Genomic DNA, 21,887 nt, shown 5'->3' with positions numbered 1-21,887 from the left:
AACCGTCCGTTCATTTATTTGAACAGGCAAAAAATCCTGCGCAAAAAAGCCGGTATGTAGGGGGCGTTTTCCTCTATGTACCGGTTTATCGTTTCTGCGGCCGTATCCTGCGTTACTCTGAATGAGGCTTCAATATTTGTGCCGATGGAAACGGGGGCGACTGACGTTCCGCCTATCGCGAATTCCTTTCCGACGGCAAGACCGCCGGCCGCCAGCATGCCTACGGCACAGCCTCCGAATGCCAAAGCGCCTACGGAAAAACCGCCGAAACTGACTGAGCCCACGGCAATTCCGCCGAATGCGAACAAGAGGCCGAGCGACATACCGCCGAAGCTCAGCAAGCCTGCCGCAAAGCCTCCTATCGCTATGACGCCGAACGCGTTGTTTCCGATCGCGATGATGCCGCGTGCGCATTGATGACTTCGTCCGGTATGGATGTGTACGAGCGGAATGCCGGCTATTTTTATTTTGCTTATATATTCGTATTCGTTTTTTATGTATACGGTTGAGCCCGTTTTTACCTGAAAGGTTTTGCCTTCGCTTATAATATTGATCGACGCTTCGTTCCGGTTTATATCGCCGATTTTTTCTTTTGAATTTGAAGATTCCGAACGCAGCAAAGAATCGATCGTAATGCCGAATTTGTCGGCTATGGCGATAAGCTTCGGAATATCGGGCATATTGATTCCGGCTTCCCATTTACTGACCGCTTGGCGCGACACATCGAGTTCTTCGGCAAATTGCTCTTGTGACAGTCCCCGCTGCTTGCGCTGCAAAATAAGATTTTCCGCAAAAGTTTTCGCATAATTCATAAAACACCTCGTTCTCTCATATAAGATGCGTAGAATTTTACACGGTTTTATCCGGCTGCGCCACCAACCGCAGCGCGCAATATGTCAACCTGCGGTTGCATCGGCTGCATTCAGCGTCAGCCGTATGTCGCTTACGGGAAGTTCAGTTCGTTCAAGCGGATTGCCGACGGTGGAAAGTTCCAAGACTGCGCACTGTGTAACGGCACTGCCGCTTCCCTCGGGCGTGCGATCCGGTTCCGGCAGTCGGTAATGCGAGCTGATGACGCCGCTCGTTTTTCCTTTGGCAAGCGAAAAGTACAGCCGTTGGTTGTCGTCTTCAAAGCACAGTTTTATGTCTTCTTTAAGCGGTGCGTCGCACGCCCAGCCCAAAATATAGGAACGGCGCTCGCCGTTTGTCGGTACGTACCGCCGCTTTCCGGTTACGATGGGACGCAAGCTGTAGTAATCTTCTCCGGTGTAGCGGAAAAGGCACGTGTCGACCCCCATCTCGCTCGGAGTGTCGGCAGACTGCGGCAAGCTTGCCGGATGTACGGCGGCAGTCTGTGGGGGTACGGCTGTCGGCCAAGTTTTTTTAAGCGGCATTTTGCGCAAATTTTCCCCGATGCCTTCAAGGACTTCTTTTTCGAAGGGCACGATGTTCCCTTCGTTATCCGGTCCTATGTTTAAAAGATAGTTACCGCCGTGCGATACGACGCGGCGCAAACTGTCCGTCAAATTGCGGATTTTCCCCTGTGCGTCCGTTCTTTCCTGCCAGCTTTTATAGCCCCATGTTTCCTTATAAATCGAAGCGGGAGTTTGCCACGGAACGTTCAGTTCGTATCTGCCTTCGGGCAGTTCGGGCATTTCGTTGTCGGCCATGGTTGCAAAGTCGCCTTTGTCGTTCCAAATCCTGCCGTTTATCATAATGTTTTTTTGCAAACCGTGCACCAAATCGTACATTTCCTGCGATTGTTGCCTCGTCGGGTGTCCCATGTCGAGCCACAGCTCGCAAATCTCTCCGTAATTCGTCATCAATTCGGTAAGCTGCGCCACATTGTATGCGTGGTGTTTTTCCGGAATGCGGTCGGAATTGTGGCTGCTGATCGGGAGCGCCCACGGACAGTGCCAGTCGATGAGCGAAAAGTATACGCCGAATGCAAGTCCGTTTTTTTTACAGGCGGCGGCAAGCTCCGCGACGATGTCGCGTTTGCATGCCGAACGGACGCTGTTGTAATCGGTCGTTTTGGTGTCGAACAGGCAAAATCCGTCGTGATGTTTTGACGTAATCACCAAATAACGCATGCCCGCTTTTTTTGCCGTTTCGGCTATGCGTTCCGCATCAAAATGCGGAATGCGGAAGTCGCTCATAAGCGCTTCGTAATCGGCTTGCGGAATGTTGCCGTGCGAAAGTATTTGTTCGCAATAACCTTTTTTTACCGGTTTGCCGTTCCAGCAGCCGCCTGCAAGCGAATATAAACCGAAGTGAATAAACATGCCGAACTGTAAGTTTTGCCAGCGCTCCGTTGCGTTCAGGCGCTCGGCCGAATACAAACTTTCTTTCATATGTACCTTCCGTTATTTTTACGTATTTTTATGATATTATACATGCAGCGGCGGCCTTTGAACAGGCAAGGCGGCGAACACTTTGCTTTTTTTTAATAATTGCCCGTTTTTTCAAAAATGCCCGCTGTTTTTACGGCAGCCTACCTTTTTTTCAAATAACGACGCTTTCAAAATCCGAATTCGGATGCAATACTGTATGCATGATCGATAGGAAATTTAAGCAAAAGGTTTTATCGCATTGGCAATTTTACGTGATTGTCGCTTTGCCGATGATTTATTTTATCGTATTCAAATATGTTCCGATGTACGGTATTTTGCTTGCATTTAAAAAATACCGTGTTTCCAAGGGTATTTGGGGAAGTCCCTGGGTCGGCTTAAATCAATTCATTAAATTTTTCGGCAATCCGTCCGCCCTGCAAATTATGTGGAACACCTTTATTTTGAGCATGTACGCCCTCTTTGCGTCCATTCCACTTGCCGTCATTATGGCGCTCGCCTTGAACGAAACACAAAGCAAGGTATGGCGAAAATCGGTACAGATGATAACCTATGCGCCGTATTTTATATCGACGGTTGTTATGGTGTCCATTTTAATGCAGTTTATGAATCCGTCCTTAGGCCTGTTCAACGTGATACGCGCGCGATTGGGATTGGAATCGGTTAATTTTATGGGCGAACCCGGCTTGTTCCGGCACATTTACGTGTGGTCGGCTTTGTGGCAAAACACGGGATACAACGCGATTATTTACCTTGCCGCTCTTACTTCGATCAATCCCGAATTATACGAAGCGGCGCGCGTCGACGGCGTAAATAAATTCCAAAAAATCTGGTATGTGGATTTGCCCGGCATTAAAAGCACGATTGTGATTATGTTTATTTTGAACATGGGCTTCGTTATGAGTTTGGGTTTTGAAAAAGCCTTTTTAATGCAAAACCCGCTGAATTTGGAAACCGCCGAAATTATGTCCACATACGTATATAAGATGGGCTTGGTAAATAACGATTTCAGCTATTCGACGGCAATCGGCGTTATCAATTCGATTATAAATGTATGCCTTATTCTTTTATTCAATCGTTTGGCAAAATCAAAACAGGATGAAGGCGGCTTATGGTAAAAAAATCGGCTCCCGCTTATAAAGTGCGCGAAATACGCGCCGACCGTATTTTCAATTTTATAAACAATACGTTTTTGCTTGTGTGTTTTGTTATTGTTTTGTATCCGCTCGTGTATATTGTCGCAAGTTCATTCAGCTCGCCGCAAGCGGTTATCGCTCATAAAGTATGGCTTTTTCCCGTCAACTTCGACACGGTAAGCTATAAGGCGGTTTTTGCGAATAAAGACATCGCTTCCGGCTATATGAATTCGATTATCTATGTGGCGCTGGGAACCTTTACGAGCGTCGCACTTTCGATGCTGCTTGCTTATCCGCTTTCGCGCAAGGAATTTTACGGCAGAAAATTCGTTACGAAATTCATTATGGTGACCATGCTGTTTTCAGGCGGCCTTATTCCGCTGTATTTTGTCGTAAAAAATATCGGCATGTACAATACGCGCTGGGCGATCGTGCTGCCGAACGCGGTCAATGTGTGGAACGTGATTATCGCGCGTACCTTTTTGCAGGAAACGATTACAAACGAACTGTACGACGCGGCGCAAATCGACGGTTGTTCCGATTTGCGTTTTTTCTTCGAAATCGTTATCCCGCTTTCAGGGGCGATTATCGCCGTGCTCGCCTTATTTTATGCGGTCGTATTGTGGAACAGCTATTTTGACGCCCTGGTCTTTTTGCAGGATAAAAAGCTGTATCCGCTGCAAATCGTGCTGCGCAATATTTTAATTGTAAACAGAACGGATCCGAGTATGCTTTCCGATGTGGCCGCCGCCGCACGAACTCAAGGCTTGGCCGAAACGATTAAATACGCCCTTATCGTTGTTGCAAGCGTACCGCTTTTGGTTTTGTATCCCTTTGTGCAAAAGTATTTTGTAAAGGGCGTTATGATAGGTTCGGTCAAAGGTTGAGGTCGGCAGTGCCGAGCAGTAAAGCGCACCGACCTTATCTGCTGCAGCGAACCGTATCGGCTGTGCCGAATGAAACGAAAACTTCCGTGTGTATGCGCGGTGAGTATATAGGCGGTTCAACAACAGGTGTTTGTGTACCGCTTAAAAATTATGGAGGAAAAGTTATGAAAAGACTTACAACTATGATCCTTGCCCTCGTATTGTCCGTATGCGTATTTGCCGCCGGCGGTAAAGATTCCGCTGCGGCTTCAAACGTCAAGTACACGGCAAAGGGAACGTATCCTGTTGTATCCGAACCGATAACCGTAAACATTATGGTGCCTCAGCCGCCCTGTGTTGAAGATTTTAACACAAACGGATTTTCCAAATTTATGGAACAAAAAACGGGCATAAAAGTGAATTGGATTATGGTTCCCGAACAGGCCGCTAAAGAAAAACTTGCTTTAACGCTTGCAAGCGGCGATTTGCCCGATGCCTTTTTCGGTTTTGAACGCGTTTTGGGCTTTGCCGAAGAAACCACCTACGGCGTGGAAGAAAAGCTTTTTATGCCGCTGAATAAATTCTATTCCGACGGTACGCTACCCAATTTGTCGAAAGCTTTGCAGGATTTTCCCGGTGCGGTAGGTTTTATGACCCTTACCGACGGCAATATTTATTCTTTGCCGCGCTTGGAAGTATGCTATCACTGCACAAACGCCGCAAAAATGTTTGTCTATAAGCCTTTTCTCGATAAGCTCGGTTTAAAAGTCCCCGAAACGACCGAAGAATTTTACAACACGCTTGTCGCGATCCGCGACAAAGATCCCAACGGCAACGGTAAAAAAGATGAAATTCCGCTTGCCGGTTCCATTATCGGCTGGAACGATCAGGTTGAACGCTTTCTCATCAACTCGTTCATCTACTGCGATCTCGACACGAATATCAGCGCAAACTATGAAGCGAACGCCGGGTATTTTATGAACGGCAAAAAGATAGACACTGCGGTCAACAAGGCGGCCTATCGCGATGCGCTTAAATACATCAATAGATTGTACAAAGAAGGCCTTATCTACAACGGCTCTTTTACTCAGGATTCGAGCCAGCTTACTCAATTGGTTGAAAGCGCCGCCCAGCCGGTTGTCGGTTTTGTTACCGGCGGCTGGAGAGGCCAATTTTCGTCTTTAAGCGGAGAGCGTTTTTTGCACTTTCAAGCTATTGCGCCTTTAAAAGGACCGCGCGGTGTACGCGAAGCGGTAAATTTTTTACCCACTCCCGGAACGGGCGCTCTCGTGTTGTCGGCAAAAACGCCCTATGCCGAAGCAATTTTGCGCTACTTCGACTATATGTACAGCACCGAAGGTACGCTTAAGCAAAAATACGGAAACGAAGGCGACGCATGGGCATGGGCTTCCGCTTCCGACGTCGGGCTTGACGGCAAAAAAGCGCTGTGGAAACAACTTAAGCCGTGGAACGATAAAGACCCGCAAAACGTAACCTTTATCGAAGGCCACACTATCGGCGAAACGGCCGCTTTCCGCCTCGGACAGGCCGCCGACTTAACCGGCGAGTACTATGCGCCGAAAAACCTCGAAAAAGTTTTGTACGACGAAACGCACGATTTGTACAAGCCCTATGCCGACGTAAAAAAAGAAGTTCCGCCGCTCAAGTACACGGCCGACGAAAGCGAAAAGTTTTCGACAATCAAGCAGGAATTGGCGAACTATATCCGCCAAAGCGCGGTTAAGTTTATGGTCGGTACGCTCGACGTAAACAGCGACAAAGACTGGGACGCCTATATCAAAAACCTCGATAAGCTCCAGCTTTCGGCCGTTCTTGCGAATATGCAAAGCGCCTACGACCGCCAGTATAAATAGGCGCAAGTTTGTTTCAAAACCGCACGTCCTGTGCGGTTTTGAACTCGAGTTTTGCTCCGCAAAACTCATTATTTAAAACTTTTCTGCACATCCGTGTGCAGAATTTAAAACAGACTGTTTTACGTGCGGCGTTCATGTCGGAATTGTGAAAATTGACTTCTGCTTTCCCGACGGAACAGCGGAAACGGCGGGTACACGGGCGCGGTGCTATGGTCGTACCGTATAAATATACTAAGGTGGCGGCGGGGTTTCGAGCCCGCAAAAAATTCTGCACAAGCGAAGCGCGGAAGCCTTTTTGCGGGCCGAGTTCACGCCGCACACATTCAGTATTGTTTATACGACCTTTTGCACCCGCCCCGTCTCCGCCGGTTATCGATATTTAGGAGACAAACACATGGCCGAACATAAAGCATGGAATTGGGATAAAGCGGATAAAACAAAGTGGAACGAACCGGCGCCGATCGCGTATTATTTGGCACAGCGGTGGAAGACAAAGGGCCTTGTGTGCCTGTTCGACCTCGGCTGCGGTTTGGGACGGCATTCGCTTTTTTTTGCGCGCGAGGGGTTTAGCGTCGACGCCTTTGATCTTTCGGCTTCGGTCCTTGAACCGCTGCGCGCCGAAGCGGCCGATAAAAAACTGAATATCAGCGTCCGCACGGGCGATATGATTTCGCTTCCGTATAAAGACGATTCATTCGACTGCCTTTTTGCCTATCACGTTATTTCGCATACGGATACTGCGGGCATAAAAAAAATACTTTCCGAAATAAAACGGACGGTTAAAAGCGGGGGCGAACTGTATGTAACTTTGTGTTCAAAAAATGCATGGAGTTATAAAGAAGCCGGTTTTCCCGCTTTAGACGAAAACACCGTTATAAAGGTTGAAGACGGCCCTGAAAACGGCATTCCCCATTTTTTTGCCGACGCCGAAAACATTCCCGCTCTTTTTGAAGGTATTCGAATTATCGATTTACAGCACACGCAGGAAATCATCGCCGACGGAAAAGAATACGGCTCGTGGCATTACTTTATCCTCGGTGAAAACCTGAAAAGTCAAAGCAAGTGCAACGGAGCAATGAATAAAGAACTTCATTGAAAACCGTGCGGAGCGAATTGTCGGGCTTTATGCGTGCATTTTTATTCAAAATATGCTATAATTCTTTCCATCGTGGTACAAAGGACCGTTCCCGGTGCTAAGCGACACAAACGATTTTTCTCGACTGCTGCGGCAATATGCATTTTTTTTGCGCTTTTGTTCGGTGCCGAATACGCTTTAGTTTACGCCAAAATGCGCGGCATGATGAACGAAGCCGAAAGCACCGTTTTAAAGACAGCGCAAAGTTTGAATTTTGCAATGAACGAAATTCAGCGGCTTTCTCATATCCTTATGATAAACGCCGATGTGCAGCTTTTTGTAACGCAGGGGCCGGTCGAGCAAGGCTCGAGCGACATTCAAGTTATCATAGACGCCCAAAGGCAGTTGTCGTACACAAAGTCGGTACATCCGGCGATAGCGGCACTCTATGTGTATTCAAAAAAAAGCGATTACCTTTTGGAAGCCGACAACGCTTTTTTCGATATCGATACGATGTATTCGTCGTTGTTTGAGTTTGAAGGCTTAAACAGCGGCCAATGGAGAACGCGCTATCTTCGTCCCGTCTATGTAAACGCATGGCTGGGCGAAACCGGCGTTGCGCTGAATTCCGTCAGTCGGCGCATAATCGTATACGAGCAAACCCTGCCTTTGCAAAACGTTTCGGCAAATACCGGAAAGCTCATTATGCTTTTGAAAACGACCTATTTCGATTCGTTGACCGAACCGCTTTTTTCTTTGCCGGAAAGTTGGATGTGCATTGCGGGTTCTGACGGTAGGCCGCTGTTTTTCCGCTCGCACGCGGAAAATGCGCTGCAAAGCGAGGCGGAAAAGCTTATCCGTTCTTCGGCAAAGCAGGGCGAAAATTTCGTACCCGCCTTTACGCAAAAAATCGCCGGCCGAAGTTACCGCATAATCGTTCGCCCTTTAAATTCGACCGGAACGGTGTTGTTTTCGGGAATTCCTGTTGTGCCGCTTTTTTTTAGCGCCGGTGCACTTTGGTTTGTTTTTCCCGCCGCGGTTTTTGCGCTGTGTACGGCGGCACTGATCGCCTTTTTGTTGCGCGTCCGTACACCGTTTGCGCATTCCGAATCGCGTAGTCAAGTTCTCATCGAAGAAAAAACTGCGGAAGCGGCCGATAAAACTTCCGGCTCCTTTGAAGAAACTTCCGACGCGCAGAATACAGCGGCTCCGGCCGTACGGGAAAAAGATGCCGCAACGGTAAAACGCATTCTTTCCTACATAGAGGAAAATTATCCCAAATCTTTTTTAAATCTTTCGCAAATGGCAAAGGACTTCGGCATTACCGAAAGCTTTTTGTACTATTTTTTCCGCACCCGCATACACAAAAGTTTTGCGCAGTACCTTGAAGATTTCCGCCTTGAAAAAGCGCACGATATTATAGAAACCGATATAAAAGAACCGGTCAACTCCCTTGCCGAAAAATGCGGCTATGCCAATGCGCAAACCTTCCGCCGCGCTTTTAAAAAGAAATACGGCCTTACGCCTTCCGAATTTAAACAAAAGGTGTTTGCAGAGAGCGGCGAACTGTGATATACTCGCCCTCGGAGTTGTCATGTCTTTAAAAAATATACGGAATATCGGCATTATCGCCCATATCGACGCGGGAAAAACCACCACAACCGAACGTATCCTTTACTATACGGGAAAAATTCACCGTATAGGCGAAATAGACGACGGGGCTGCAACCATGGATTGGATGGCGCAGGAACAGGAGCGCGGCATTACGATCCAAAGCGCCGCAACCACAACTTATTGGCGCGACCGGCAAATCAATATTATCGACACGCCCGGCCACGTCGATTTTACGGCGGAAGTCGAACGTTCGCTGCGCGTACTGGACGGAGCGGTCGCCGTTATCTGCGCGGTCGGGGGCGTTCAGCCGCAAACCGAAACCGTGTGGCGCCAAGCGGACGAGTATCACGTGCCGCGGCTTTGTTTTGTAAATAAAATGGACAGAACGGGCGCCGATTTTTTTGCCGCCATGAACGACGTTAAGCAAAAGTTCGGCGCGCAGCCGCTCGCCCTGCAGCTTCCCATCGGCTCCGAAAACGCTTTTGAAGGCGTCGTGGATTTATTGCGTATGAAAGAATACCGCTTCGATCCCGCCGATGAGGGCGAAACGGTTATCGAAAGCGACATCGATTCGAGCAGGCTTGAAGAGGCGAAAGCGTGGCGCGAAAAAATAATCGACGCGACTTCATCTTATAACGACGAAATAGCCGAATTGTTTTTGTCGGGAGAAGAAGTTCCCCTTGAACTTTTACAAAAAGAAATACGGCGCTGTACGATCGAACGGCTTTTTGTGCCTTTTTTGTGCGGTTCGGCGCGCAAAAACTGTGCCGTTCAGCCGCTTATAGACGCGATCGTGGATTATCTTCCCGCTCCGGATGAAGTTCCCGCCGCATCGGGCATTCAGGTAAAAAAGCAGGAAAAGGTTTCGATTCCGTGCAAGGTTGAAGGTCCTTTGAGCGCTTTGGTATTTAAAATTCAATACGAACGCGAAGCCGGCAGTTTGTGCTATGTGCGCGTCTATTCGGGGAAAATAAAAACGGGCGATCAAGTGTTCAACGTGGGCAAAAAAAAGCGCGAGCGGGTTGGCCGCATTCTTCGCATGCACTCGAATAAAAGCGAAGCATTGGACAGCGTAAGTGCGGGCGACATTGCCGTTCTTATCGGCTTAAAGCTTGCGCAAACCGGCGATACGCTCGGCAATGAGGGCGTTCCCGTTTTGCTCGAAAATCTTTCGTTTCCCCAGCCGGTTATTTCGGTTGCGCTCGAGCCGGAAACCCTTTCGGAACGCGACAAGCTCAAAGAAACGCTCGAAATCCTGTCAAAAGAAGACCCGACCTTTACGTTCCGCGAAGATGCGGAAACGGGGCAGCTGCTTATTTCCGGCATGGGCGAGCTTCATCTTGAAGTTTTGGTTACGCGCATGAAAGACGACTTTAAGGTCTCCGCCCGCGTCGGCAACCCGCAGGTTACGTACCGCGAATCGGTCGGCTGCGAAATCTCGCACAGCGAAACCTACTCGAAAGTGCTCGGCGGAAAAGAACAGACGGCCGGCATTACGCTCAGCGTTTCGCCGATTGCCGCCGAAACGAATGGGAGCGATCATGCAGGTTCGGCTCCCGATAATACCTATACGTGTACCGTTTCAAAATCCGGCATTCCCGACGAAATCTTCGACGCCGTACAAAACGGCATTTGCAATTCGTTTGCCGCGGGCATCAGATACGGCTATCCGTGTACGGGCATTGCCGTAAGGGTGAGCGCTATCGATTACAACGAATTGACTTCCACGCCCTTTGCTTTTGAAGCCTGCGCCGCCGCCGCTTTTGAAAACGCGTGCGAAAAAGCCGATCCGCAGGTTTTGGAACCGGTTATGAGCGTCGATATCGTGTGCCCGAAAGAATTTGTCGGCGATGCGATGAGTTTGCTTACCCAAAGAGGCGGCATTATTCAAAGTTTGGAATCGAAAACGTCGGCCGAAATCGTGCACGCTCAAGCGCCGATGGCGAAAATGTTCGGTTTTTCAACCGGCTTGCGCTCGGTAACTCAGGGCAGGGCGTCTTTCAGCATGGAATTCTGCCGTTTTCAGGTGAAAGCCGGCGGGCTGGGCTCTTAGCGGTAAAAATAAAAAAGCCGTTTCGAAAGATTTTTCCGAAACGGCTTTTGTGCGGGAGACCGGAGTTGAACCGGCACAGCTCGCGCCACCAGCACCTCAAGCTGGCGTGTCTACCAATTCCACCACCCCCGCGGGTGTGTTTTTTATCAACACAACGGGACTCAGTATAGCAAAAACGGATTTTGCCGTCAATACCCCGTTTTAACAAAGTTCGTTTTGTAGGACCTTTTTATGAACATGATTGTGCCTTCGTTTTTTTTGTTTGCGGTATATGCCGGCATAACTGCATGGCTGCCGCTTTTTTTGCGCAATATGGGCTATTCGGTCGTTCATATAGGCTTTTTGCTCGCCGTTTTCGAAGTGTTCGGCGTGATTGTTCCGTTCTTTTCGGGCAACATTCCCGCAAAAAACGGCAAATACGGCTTGTTTTTATTTATAAACGGATGCGTCTTGGCGCTCATTCCCTGTGTGATGTTTTCGCTGCCGCTGTTTGCCCTTACGGCTTTGTGCCTTGCCGTGTACGCGTCGGCCATAAAAGCGGTTATACCCGTTTCCGATTCGTTTATCGGTTTGCAGCTCGGTACAAAGCGCGACAGGTACGGGCGCATACGCGCGGTAGGTTCGCTCGGCTTTGTCGTCGCCAATATCGTTATGCAGCGCTTTATTCATATCGATACTATAAGCACCTTTGCAACCGTCCTCTGGATGACCGTTCCGGCCGTGCTTTTCAGTTTGTCTTTAATCGTAATCCCCGGTATTATGACGCCCTTGCCGCCGCCTTCGCCGAATGTTACAGGTACCGCGCAGGCTTTACAAAGGTCTTCCGACGTTACAGATACCGCGCCGTCCGAAGCCGCGCCGGCCGAATCCGCCGACCTTGCCCATGCGGCCGGCACGCCGGCCAATCGGACGGGAAAACCGGAAAAAACTGAACTAACCGAAAAACCGAAAATTCCGCGCGGCTTTTTCGGAACGATTGCCGGCGCTTTTTCGCTCTTTTTCGGTCAATTTTCGCCGTATTATTGGCTCGTACTTGCCCTTATTTTTTTAACGATGTTCGGTCAAGCGCCGACCAATCACTTTTTTTCGATGTATGTGCGCGAATACCTTCACAGCGACGCCGCCGGCTTTTTGTGGGTCCTCAGCGCCCTAAGCGAAATTCCGTTTATGTTTTTTTCGAACCGTTTTATCCGCCGGTACGGCAGCGTCAAATTGCTTTTATTTTGTTCGGCCGCTTCTTCGGTACGGAACCTCGTTTACGTGTGCTTCCCCTCGGTCGCCGGAGCCGCCGCAGCCCAACTTTTTAACAGCGTTACCTTCGGCCTCTTTCACCCTGCTGCGGTTATGTTTGCCGCTCAGCATGCGCGGCGCAAAGAGCAGTACGTGCTGAGCCAGCTTTTGTATTCCATCTGCGCGATAGGTACGGCAAAAATTTTGGCGAGCGCTTTGGGCGGCATCGTCGTTCACCGGTTCGGCTACGGATTTTTATACGCATCGTATTCCGCCTTCCCTCTTGCAGGCATTCTCCTTTTCGCCGTTTTGAATAAACGCGCAAAGCACGCTGAATGACAGAATGGATACCGAGCGGAATAGAGGAGGGGGAGCAGCCCCATCCGCTTGCAGCTCCCCCTGTCTTCAGCCGCCCCTAAGCGGGCCGTCTTCCGCCACCCCCTCGCCCCCGGTTTCGGTTCGGTGCCGCTTTCGTTTATTACGGCACAGAGTGCCGATGGTATGAAAACCTCCGCACGAATCGGCTGTCATACTTTCCGCCATTCATTTGCAACACATTTGCTTGAAACCGGCTACGATATCTGTACTTATCCAAGAGCTTCCCGGTCACAGCGATTTTAAAACCGCTATGGTTTACACCCACATCCTCAACCGCGGCAGTCCAGGCATTCAAAGCCCTATCGACCGAATGTGATTCGCCTTTATCCCATTTAGTGAAGATAGGCCTAATCTGGCTGTTGATGATTTATTCTTATGAACAGTTGTGGTAGAAAGATCTGATTTTTTGATCCGCAGCAATTTAGATGGAAAAGCATAGCTTTTTGTGATATTATACCGAAAGGTTGAAAAGGTGTTAGGTTGACAAGCTAACTGCTTGCGGAAAGACTTGTGCGGAACCGACCTATAACATTTATTTCGATCTAAAAATGAATTTTTTAATTGGAGTCTTGTTTTATTGTACATAGCAATTTGGCGATACGGGAATCTATGCTTTTGTTTCCGGAAATACAAAATTTGCTAAATATCAAATGCTATCTGCTGCAATTGCTATTATTGGTTTATTTGTATTTGCACCTATAGGTGTCGTTTTTTTATTGTTTGTGAAATTTTTCATATAATTGGAATTTTCACAGTTCTTATTCCAAGCCTCAAATAAGAATTATAAATTTGAAATTACCATTGCTTTGACCAGGTTATCACAACTATTTTTTAAAATGGGTGATTTTAGCCTTAATACCGTGTAAAAACATTTTTTAAGATATTTTTTTCTTATTTCTACTATATCATGGCTAAAAAGTAGAGATGGTTGACTTGCTGGGCGATAAAAATATTAAATATTTAATAAAACTTATTGACAGAAAGTACTCGATTTGTGTATAGTATAAGTAAGGAAAGTAAGGAGGTTTTTTATGGAACTTGCAAAAGTAACCTCGAAAGGTCAGATTACAATTCCTCTTACGATAAGAAATATGCTTGGATTAAAAACCGGTGATAAAGTCTTTTTTGAGGAGAGTAGAGGGAAAGTTTATATTACAAACGCTTCTCAAATAACTTTATCGAATATTCAAGCTCAAATGCAAGGAGAAGCAGAAAAAGCAGGTTTTCAAACAGAAGATGATGTTATTAATTATATCAAGGAATTACGGAAAGCACGTTGAGAGTTTTTGTAGATACAAATATCATTATTTCTGCGATACTTTTCCCTAATGGTAAAACGGCTGGAGTTTTTTCCTATTTGCTTGAAAAGCATACGGTTATAATTTCTTCATATACAAAAGAAGAATGTAAAGAAGTTTTTAAAAAGAAATTTCCATTGAAAAAAGAACTGTTGGATATTTTTTTTGACGGAATTAGTTTTGAAGAATTTAAGAGTCCAGAAGAAATTGATGAAAAGCAATATCCAAAAATTCGGGACATAAAAGATTTACCGATTCTTGTATCTGCAATTTTATCTGATTCTGATATTTTGATTACCGGAGACAAAGATTTTGAAGATATAAAAATTGATAAGCCGTTAATTTTTACGCCAACAAAATATTTTGACTTGATTGAAGAAATAACCTAACACCCGCTTCAACCTGACATTGCGGACAAGTCGCAAATGCAGGTTAAGCGAATGTTAGGAGGACGGCTCACTGAGCCGCTAGAGATTTTATGGAAGCAAAAGGGAAAAAATTGACAGGTAATAGATTAAAAATAATCGCTGTTCTTTCCATGACATTAGATCATGTATTGTGGGTACTTTATCCGAGTTATCAAACAGACTGGTGGATAATTTTACTTCATATGCTCGGGAGACTTGCTGCTCCAATTTTCTGGTATATGGCGGCGGAAGGATATCATTATACACATAATCTAAAAAAATATCTTTTAAGGCTTTTTATCTTTTCTGTAATAGGGCATTTCGCATATAATTTTGCATTTGGAATTCCATTCATTCCTTTTAAAACAAGCTGCTTCAATCAAACAAGCATAATATGGCCATTGTTTCTCGGAGTTCTAGGCTTATCAATTTCTGATTCTGAAAAGTTAAAGCAGTGGCAGAAAACTGTATTGATTTTTATACTTGCTGCATTGGCATTTCCGTCAGACTGGTCCAGTCCCGCTTTTCTTGTAATTTTGTATTTTGGATGGAATCGTGATGATTTCAAAAAACAAATGCTTATGATGCTTTTGTGGATTGCAGTTTATGCAACAGTTTATGCAGTTTTTATCAATCCAATATACGGAATCATTCAAATGGGCGTGGTATTAACAATTCCTTTACTCAAAAATTATAACGGACAAAGAGGTGCTTTCAAAAGAATGAAATATTTCTTTTATTTTTATTATCCGATTCATCTTGTTGTCTGTGGAATCATCAGGATAATTGTAAATGGGAATGTTGGAGTTATGATTGGAAGTTAGAATAAAAAATTCGCAATTTTTCTATGTATTATTGTTACATCTGTACAGGTGTAATAAATGAAAAATTAAAACAAAAACACATAACACCGTTTTCAACACCGATAGTGAGTCAAGCCTGCTGCGATACAACCAGTTTGCGGGTGCCTCCAAATAATCATCTTGAACAACTTGTAGGAGACAGAAAAGGACAGCACTCTATCCGTATAAATGATCAGTGGTGTGTCTGTTTTACAGAAAAAGATGGACGCTTTTATAATGTAGAAATTGTGGATTACCACTAGGAGAAAACTATGGCAGAGTATATCGAAACACCGACAATGGGTGAAATCTTAAATGAAGAATTCTTGATTCCTCTTGGACTTTCCGCATATAAAGTAGCACAGGAAATTAAGATTCCTACATCTCGCATTCAAGATATTCTTCATAATCGCAGAAGAATTACTGTAGATACATCTTTACGACTTGCAAAATTCTTTGGAGTTTCAGATGGTTATTTTATGGCTTTGCAGGATGATATTGATGTAAGAAATGCAAAGTTAGAGCTTGCTCCACAATTAGAAGAAATCAACAACCCCGACGCGAGCGTCGGGGTATGTTGTTCTCATAAGGTGGTTGCAGTCGGCTTTAATACCCTTCGTTACGACGCAAGCGTCGGGGTATTAAACCCTCCGCACGAATAAAAGCCTACGTTTATGCATAATAATATGCCATAACATTATTTTCAAAGCCGATAATACAGACAAGCTTGTTGCGATTTAAAACAATGTTATGGCGACACTACACTAAGATGCGAGGTTTTATAAAAAGATATGAATGGTTTTAAGACTATTATCGAATTACAAGATATTCTCTTCCCGAAATTTTATACAGCAATGGATTCTGAAAATAATGAATATATATTTTTAAAAACTCAAGATTCAATGATAAATTCATTGGATAAAGTATCTGATAAAACACAATTAGAGGCATATGAAAATCATATTCATATTTGCGGTAAAGTTAAAAAACGTGTTCAACATATGCCATAACTTCTGCAAAATTAATTACGAAAAATTTATTTGAAAATTTAAAAACAAGTTTTCCAAATAAAAATTTCTATGTTTATTTGGATTGTGATTTTAACGATCATATCATAGTAAGATTTCATCAATTATGGGAAAATGAAGAACCGTATTATGATGTAAAAGATTTTCCGAATATCGAAGTATTTAAAATTGAAGCGTAGCTTCTAAAAATATAGATGAGGATAAAAATAATTTTATGGTTTTAAAGAATTTAATGATTCCATTTACATTAATAAATAAAAGAAAACATAATTCATTAAAAATATCTGATTATCCGGTGTTTTATTATAAAAATAAGAGTGCTCAGCAAGAAAATATAAAATTCGGTGTGCGGATTCTGTTTTGGGCAGGAATGGTTGGACACGGTAAAAATTTCAAAGAAGCATTTGGAAGGCTTTGTGAAAAGTTCGATTTATACAAAAAAAATAATGAATATGTACCAAAACCATGGGAAAGAAAAGAATTAGAATTTGCATCAGATGAGAAAATCCTAAAAAATGAAAGTTTTGCAGTAGAATTTTTTGATAAAATTCTTGGTATGGATTTTTACAAAGGCTTTTATTCTGATGAAACATATCTGGAACTCTTCTATTGTGATGTTGATGATGACAAGAAAGAAAGAATAAAAAAAGGAATCATAGAAAGGGTAAAATCATATTATGGTGTCGATATAAGAGATGTTTATGATTTTGCTTTGCCGGATGTATTTACGTTTATAGATAAAAATCGTATAATATAGGGTTTGTAACCGACACACGGTTAAGCCGTGCTGTGGCACAAGTAATTGTTAGCGGACGCCCGCACCGGAGCACCGGAGGTAAAAATTGATAAAAAAGGTCGCAATAATAAGTCTTTCAAGCGGAATTCTCGGAGAATCGTTTGTTCGGCATGAAGTAAAGATTGGGATGAAAAGACTCCATGATTACGGTCTTGAAGTCGTTACTACTGAAAATGCCTTAAAAGGAATGACGTATTTGTCCGAGCACCCTGAATCAAGGGCTGAAGATTTGTTAACTACTTTGAATGATAAATCCGTAGATATGATTTTATGTGCGATAGGAGGAGATGATACATACCGCCTTTTACCTTATCTTTTTGAAAATAATGAGCTTAAAAACGCTGTCAAAGATAATAAAAAAATATTTTTAGGCTATTCGGATACGACCGTAAATCATTTTATGCTGCATAAAGCGGGCTTACATACTTTTTACGGTCAGGCCTTTCTTCCCGATATTTGTGAGCTTGATAATGAGATGCTTCCGTATACGCGTAAGTATTTTGAAGAATTGATTCGTGCCGGAACGATAAGGGAAATACGGCCGAGTGAATATTGGTATGAAGAAAGAAAATCATTTGATGAATCTCAAATCGGTGTTCCCAAAGACAAACATAAAAATTCAGGTTTTGAACTTTTACAAGGCAGTGCTGCATTTAACGGGCAAATTTTAGGCGGCTGCATAGAATCCGTTTATGATATGCTTGATAATTCCCGTTATTCCGACACAGTTGATTTGTGTACAAAATATAATTTATTTCCGGCACCGGACGATTGGACGGATAAAATTCTCCTTCTTGAATCGAGTGAAGAGAAAGCTCCTCCCGAGCTGTATAAAAAAATGCTGATAAAATTGAAAGAAACAGGTATCTTTTCCGTAATAAAGGGAATTATCGTCGGCAAACCTATGGATGAAGTTTATTATAACGATTATAAAAAGATTTTAATTGAAACAGTAGAAGATTCAAATCTGCCGATCGTTTATAATGTAAACATAGGACATTCGTCTCCCAAATGTATTATTCCTTTTGGAGTAACGGCTTACGTCGATACACGAGAGCAGGTAATCAGATTTGAGAGCAGCACATAACACCCGCTTCAGCGCCGACAACAGGGACAAGTCTGGTTGCGGTTTAAAATAGGGTTAGGCGGATGCACCGCCGACGTGGTTAGGGAAAAAAAGATGAAAAGGATAAAAGTTTTTATAATATTATTATTTACTTCATTTTTACTGTATGCAAAAACACCTTTCAAAGTAGGAGACAAGTTTTCAAAAGTTGAAGAGAATTCCGTTCTCTTGCATTCAGGTCAATTGAATGCAATACCGGAATCGAATATGAAATTATTGGCTCCAAAAGAAAATCTTGAATTTGAAGATATAATTTTAGTAAAAATAAATGAAGAAAATGTTGGAATTCTTGAATTTATAAATGGCTCAGAGCTGTATATATTTGATTTTGATAAGGACGGTATTTTGGATTTAGAAATGCCTTTTCCTCTGATGCCAATCTACATAATGACAGAATCTGAAAATGTAAAAAAAGATAAGAATGATAATATTAAGGGATACCTTGATGCATTGATTCTCTTATTTAATGGAGATGAGAATCCGTTTGTGACAAAATCTATAAACAAAGTTGTAGATCAAATAAAATGGGATATAGGAGATCCGAGAGTTACAAATAGAGATATTTTGTATGGAATATGGTTGTATTATGGGGTCGCACAACAATTCTCGTCGGAATTGGATTTTATGATCCTTACAGAAATCGAAAAAATTTATAAGGAAAGGTTTAATCAGAAAGTAATTCCTAATTTACTTTTATTACATGAAATAGAAACAGTAATAAATCAAGGTAAACCGGCCGAAGCAAGAAAACTGATAAAAGAGGCTGAAAAATTATTTCCAGAATGTATTCCGATAAAAGTTTATTCTTGGCAACAGGAAGAAGACTTGAAAACAAAAGAGAAAAAATATAGTGAACTAAAAGAAAAATATCCTACTCATTGGATAGTAAAACAAATATAAAATGACAACGCCTTTAAAGCAGGCGGCGGTTCAAACCTGCCGCCGTTTAAGACACTTGTTAAGTGCATGCACCGGGACGTTTAGGAGGAAATCAAAAATGAAGCGATTTTTTTCAATATGTTTATTGGAAATCGATAGAAACGGTCAAAAAGCAATAGTGTAAGTATATCCAAGTAAATTCCCAAAGCAAAAATCATACTGTTTCGTTTGGTCTGATGATATTGCAGACTTTCAATATTCTGATCCCGTTGGAACTTTTAAATGGAATCCCAAAACGAATGAAATTAGACATATTACCGATATGGGGTATGATTGCGAATCGGCATGGTGTATTATTTCCGATGATGAAAAATACTTGTTCCAAGATTACGGCACAAGTCCGGGTGTTAGAGCCTTTGCCGTTTATGATGTAAAAACAAATAAGGGTTTGTACAGCGGTTCATATTTGAGAGATTTGGAATATGACGGAAAAACTGTCATCATTGTTGAAAAATGTGATTGGTGGAATATTAGCAAAAATAGAGTAACGGATGAATCTTTAAAAAGAAGTGAAGAATATAAAAAAACTTTAACCCCACAGGATTTGGAATCTAAAAGTATTGTCGTACGATATAAATTACACTTGGATAATTTTAAAAGAGAATATTTAGATTGTACAACAGTATATGAACAATAATTTCGTATAACATGAGGTTCGTAGCGGCAACACGGTTAAGTCGGTTTGCGGCTTAAATACAAGTTATACGGACACCCGCACCGGGACAAGCTAGGAGGTAAAAATGAAAAGAATAATTTTACTATCGATTTCAATAATTCCGTTATTCGGATGCGCGACAAAAAATAATATTCCGGCTGAGGCAGTAAATAGAACTTCATATTCGGGAACAAAAACAACAAACCGGCGTGAATACTCATTATCAGCAAACAGTTATTACTTAAACGAGGATCCTGAATTTATGGGAAAAGCCATGCATTTTGCTTATCAGGAATATTCCGGCCTTACGGCTCCCGTTATAATGTATCCGACGTACGGGTACATACGAAAAGATGCCGGCAATTCGCTGAGTTTTATAAATATAACCTCAAAGCGGATTATGAAAGCAAAAATTTTTTTTAGGGGAACAGGGAGCTCCGAAGATAAAGATTTATCGGTATCATTTGATACTTTCGATGTTATGTCAGGAAGTAACTGCACGGTTAAATTGCATGATTCTTTTCTTCAAGATAATGTGTACACAATCGACAAAATTGTTTTCTATTACAATGATTTATCTGAGCAAACGGTCCAAGCCGACAAATTATACTCTGAAAGAGCACTTGCTCCGCTGGATTTGACCGGTTCAGGCATTTTTTTTATCGATGATCCGAATACCGGTTCTTATAATTTTATTGTAAAAACTTATTCTTCCGATTCGGAAAGTACCGGAACGTATAAAATAACCGCTACCAAAGCAGACGGCAAAGAGATAAATGTAGAAGGCGGTATTCCGTATCTCATCGAGGGAGATATTTTCTTAACCGATTTGTGGAGTAAGATAGCAATCGAAGAATTATGTAATTTGAAAAAATTGGAAATTGAGTTTAGTTCTACGAATGATACTGTTTTGAGAGAAGAAGTTACCGATTCCGTTCAGTTGGATAAAATTACTATGTGGGTATCGGCATTTAATTACTACGGATATAAATAATATTATAACCGTTAATGCATACAGTTACACACCGCACATAAGCAAAATAATCATTCGTATTGCACTTTCTTTTATCACAGAGTATACTATTTAAATGTCGACGACAAAAAATCCGCAACAGTACGGCGAGCCGCAATCCGGTATCAAAACGGCGGATCTGAACTTGCCCGAAACGGAACGTCTCAAACTTATCCGGCTTGCGGGCATTATCGCTCTTGCGGGAAATCTTATACTTTGCACGCTTAAAATCGTTGCGGGGCTTGCGGCCGGAAGCCTTGCCGTTTTGGCCGACGGTTTGGATTCGACCGGCGATGTCGCGATCGCGTGCATGACCTTACTCATCAGCGTTATCATATCGCGTCCGTCGGACAAAGAACACCCGTGGGGGCACGGAAGGGCCGAAACGACCGGAACGCTGATTCTTTCGTTTATGATTTTTTTTGCCGGCGCTCAGCTGAGTATTTCCGCGGTAAAAACTCTCATTGCGATCCTCAAATACGGCATGCAAAAACCGCTGCCGGCCGTTTCAGCAATAATCGTAACCTGCATTTCGATTGCGGGAAAAATCGCTTTGGCGTATTCGCAGCGCATCATCGGCAAAAAAGCGAACAGTTCCATAATATCGGCAAACGCTCAAAACATGTTTTCCGATATCGTCATTTCGGCTTCGGTTTTATTCGGCATTGTGTGCGCCGTTATTTTCAAACTTTCCGTTTTGGATCCGCTTGTTGCCTTTTTTGTCGGCTTGTGGATTATAAAAAACGCGGTATTTTTATTCGGTGAAATTAACAACGAATTGATGGACGGCAACACGAACCAAGCTTTGTACTGTACGCTTTTCGATGCGATAAAATCGGTTGAAGGCGTTACGAATCCGCACCGCGCGCGAATCAGAAAAATCGCTTCGCGCTGGGATGTCGATTTGGATATTGAAGTGCCGCCCGACATGAGCGTGCGCGATGCCCACAAAAAGGCCGAAGCGGTGTCGGCCGCCGTGCGAAAAAGCATTCCCGACGTGTACGATATCGTCATTCATGTGGAGCCGGCGGGATTGGATCATAAAAAATACAAAGAAGGCTTCGGCTGGTGCGAAGACGACGTGCGTGAAATCCGCATGAAAAGGAGGCGCCGCACATAAAAAAATCGGGAAAATAGGCGCACGCGGAATTTTTTGCGCGCGTGCCGGCTGTTTTATGCCGATAATAAGTCTGTAGCTGTAATGCAG

The 21,887-nt window shown here is 43.7% G+C and carries 21 protein-coding genes, 1 tRNA gene and 1 pseudogene; 20 read left to right on the top strand and 3 right to left on the bottom strand.

Annotated features, from left to right (window positions below):
* Nucleotides 1-14: 14 nt before the first annotated feature.
* Together HMPREF9194_RS06285 and HMPREF9194_RS06280 are read right to left on the bottom strand one after the other, a co-directional pair.
* The gene (locus tag HMPREF9194_RS06285; RefSeq protein WP_016525541.1) at nucleotides 15-812 is read right to left on the bottom strand and encodes a helix-turn-helix domain-containing protein; all 798 of its coding nucleotides are present in this window, start codon (nucleotides 810-812) and stop codon (nucleotides 15-17) included.
* Nucleotides 813-896: 84 nt separating this feature from the next.
* Nucleotides 897-2,354 (bottom strand): alpha-L-fucosidase, encoded by a 1,458-nt coding sequence (locus HMPREF9194_RS06280; protein WP_016525540.1) that lies wholly within the window; start codon nucleotides 2,352-2,354, stop codon nucleotides 897-899.
* A gap of 200 nt (nucleotides 2,355-2,554) precedes the next feature.
* Here HMPREF9194_RS06280 and HMPREF9194_RS06275 point away from each other — a divergent pair, with 200 nt between their 5' ends.
* The 6 genes from HMPREF9194_RS06275 to fusA all read left to right on the top strand — a co-directional run bounded on the left by HMPREF9194_RS06275 (nucleotide 2,555) and on the right by fusA (nucleotide 10,969).
* Nucleotides 2,555-3,469 (top strand): ABC transporter permease, encoded by a 915-nt coding sequence (locus HMPREF9194_RS06275; protein WP_016525539.1) that lies wholly within the window; start codon nucleotides 2,555-2,557, stop codon nucleotides 3,467-3,469.
* Nucleotides 3,463-4,374, top strand: a complete 912-nt coding sequence (locus HMPREF9194_RS06270; RefSeq protein WP_016525538.1) for a carbohydrate ABC transporter permease — start codon at nucleotides 3,463-3,465, stop codon at nucleotides 4,372-4,374. The genes HMPREF9194_RS06275 and HMPREF9194_RS06270 overlap by 7 nt, the downstream gene beginning before the upstream one ends.
* Nucleotides 4,375-4,538: 164 nt before the next feature.
* Entirely contained in the window at nucleotides 4,539-6,227 is a 1,689-nt protein-coding gene (locus HMPREF9194_RS06265) for an ABC transporter substrate-binding protein (RefSeq protein WP_016525537.1), read from the top strand.
* 394 nt (nucleotides 6,228-6,621) lie between these two features.
* Nucleotides 6,622-7,323 (top strand): class I SAM-dependent methyltransferase, encoded by a 702-nt coding sequence (locus HMPREF9194_RS06255; RefSeq protein WP_016525536.1) that lies wholly within the window; start codon nucleotides 6,622-6,624, stop codon nucleotides 7,321-7,323.
* Nucleotides 7,324-7,395: 72 nt separating this feature from the next.
* Nucleotides 7,396-8,874: a helix-turn-helix domain-containing protein gene (locus HMPREF9194_RS06250; RefSeq protein ID WP_156828001.1), complete on the top strand. Its 1,479-nt coding sequence runs from the start codon at nucleotides 7,396-7,398 to the stop codon at nucleotides 8,872-8,874.
* Nucleotides 8,875-8,896: 22 nt separating this feature from the next.
* Nucleotides 8,897-10,969 (top strand): elongation factor G, encoded by a 2,073-nt coding sequence (fusA, locus tag HMPREF9194_RS06245; protein ID WP_016525534.1) that lies wholly within the window; start codon nucleotides 8,897-8,899, stop codon nucleotides 10,967-10,969.
* A 50-nt stretch (nucleotides 10,970-11,019) separates the two neighbouring features.
* On the opposite strand, the gene HMPREF9194_RS06240 is transcribed toward fusA, so the two are convergent.
* Nucleotides 11,020-11,101 (bottom strand) — tRNA-Leu (locus tag HMPREF9194_RS06240).
* A 99-nt stretch (nucleotides 11,102-11,200) separates the two neighbouring features.
* Here HMPREF9194_RS06240 and HMPREF9194_RS11890 point away from each other — a divergent pair.
* From HMPREF9194_RS11890 to HMPREF9194_RS06180, 14 genes and pseudogenes are all read left to right on the top strand, one after another.
* Nucleotides 11,201-12,538, top strand: a complete 1,338-nt coding sequence (locus tag HMPREF9194_RS11890) for an MFS transporter (RefSeq protein ID WP_016525533.1) — start codon at nucleotides 11,201-11,203, stop codon at nucleotides 12,536-12,538.
* A 180-nt stretch (nucleotides 12,539-12,718) separates the two neighbouring features.
* Nucleotides 12,719-12,893 (top strand): annotated as a pseudogene (locus tag HMPREF9194_RS12490) (tyrosine-type recombinase/integrase); the annotation flags it as partial.
* Nucleotides 12,894-13,608: 715 nt separating this feature from the next.
* Nucleotides 13,609-13,857, top strand: coding sequence for an AbrB/MazE/SpoVT family DNA-binding domain-containing protein (locus tag HMPREF9194_RS06230; RefSeq protein WP_016525532.1), 249 nt, complete (start codon nucleotides 13,609-13,611; stop codon nucleotides 13,855-13,857).
* Nucleotides 13,854-14,264, top strand: a complete 411-nt coding sequence (locus tag HMPREF9194_RS06225; protein WP_016525531.1) for a putative toxin-antitoxin system toxin component, PIN family — start codon at nucleotides 13,854-13,856, stop codon at nucleotides 14,262-14,264. The genes HMPREF9194_RS06230 and HMPREF9194_RS06225 overlap by 4 nt, the downstream gene beginning before the upstream one ends.
* An 89-nt stretch (nucleotides 14,265-14,353) precedes the next feature.
* Complete coding sequence (locus tag HMPREF9194_RS06220) at nucleotides 14,354-15,106, top strand: TraX family protein (RefSeq protein WP_016525530.1); 753 nt, start codon at nucleotides 14,354-14,356, stop codon at nucleotides 15,104-15,106.
* A gap of 23 nt (nucleotides 15,107-15,129) precedes the next feature.
* The gene (locus HMPREF9194_RS12545; protein ID WP_016525529.1) at nucleotides 15,130-15,387 is read left to right on the top strand and encodes a type II toxin-antitoxin system RelE/ParE family toxin; all 258 of its coding nucleotides are present in this window, start codon (nucleotides 15,130-15,132) and stop codon (nucleotides 15,385-15,387) included.
* A 9-nt stretch (nucleotides 15,388-15,396) separates the two neighbouring features.
* Nucleotides 15,397-15,786: a HigA family addiction module antitoxin gene (locus HMPREF9194_RS06215; protein WP_016525528.1), complete on the top strand. Its 390-nt coding sequence runs from the start codon at nucleotides 15,397-15,399 to the stop codon at nucleotides 15,784-15,786.
* 129 nt (nucleotides 15,787-15,915) lie between these two features.
* Nucleotides 15,916-16,134 (top strand): hypothetical protein, encoded by a 219-nt coding sequence (locus HMPREF9194_RS11885; RefSeq protein WP_051127856.1) that lies wholly within the window; start codon nucleotides 15,916-15,918, stop codon nucleotides 16,132-16,134.
* 232 nt (nucleotides 16,135-16,366) lie between these two features.
* Nucleotides 16,367-16,909, top strand: coding sequence for a hypothetical protein (locus tag HMPREF9194_RS06205; RefSeq protein ID WP_016525527.1), 543 nt, complete (start codon nucleotides 16,367-16,369; stop codon nucleotides 16,907-16,909).
* 85 nt (nucleotides 16,910-16,994) lie between these two features.
* Nucleotides 16,995-18,035: a S66 family peptidase gene (locus tag HMPREF9194_RS06200; protein WP_016525526.1), complete on the top strand. Its 1,041-nt coding sequence runs from the start codon at nucleotides 16,995-16,997 to the stop codon at nucleotides 18,033-18,035.
* A 93-nt stretch (nucleotides 18,036-18,128) separates the two neighbouring features.
* Nucleotides 18,129-18,974 carry a hypothetical protein gene (locus HMPREF9194_RS06195; protein WP_016525525.1) on the top strand — a complete coding sequence of 282 codons (846 nt, stop codon included), beginning with the start codon at nucleotides 18,129-18,131 and terminating at the stop codon, nucleotides 18,972-18,974.
* A 301-nt stretch (nucleotides 18,975-19,275) separates the two neighbouring features.
* Entirely contained in the window at nucleotides 19,276-19,650 is a 375-nt protein-coding gene (locus HMPREF9194_RS06190) for a hypothetical protein (RefSeq protein ID WP_016525524.1), read from the top strand.
* 103 nt (nucleotides 19,651-19,753) lie between these two features.
* Nucleotides 19,754-20,662 (top strand): hypothetical protein, encoded by a 909-nt coding sequence (locus HMPREF9194_RS06185; RefSeq protein WP_156828000.1) that lies wholly within the window; start codon nucleotides 19,754-19,756, stop codon nucleotides 20,660-20,662.
* 94 nt (nucleotides 20,663-20,756) lie between these two features.
* Nucleotides 20,757-21,800, top strand: coding sequence for a cation diffusion facilitator family transporter (locus tag HMPREF9194_RS06180; RefSeq protein WP_016525522.1), 1,044 nt, complete (start codon nucleotides 20,757-20,759; stop codon nucleotides 21,798-21,800).
* Nucleotides 21,801-21,887: the final 87 nt, after the last annotated feature.

The sequence above is a fragment of the Treponema maltophilum ATCC 51939 genome (assembly GCF_000413055.1).
Lineage (GTDB): Bacteria > Spirochaetota > Spirochaetia > Treponematales > Treponemataceae > Treponema_C > Treponema_C maltophilum.
This window is presented reverse-complemented; position numbering and strand designations above follow the sequence as displayed.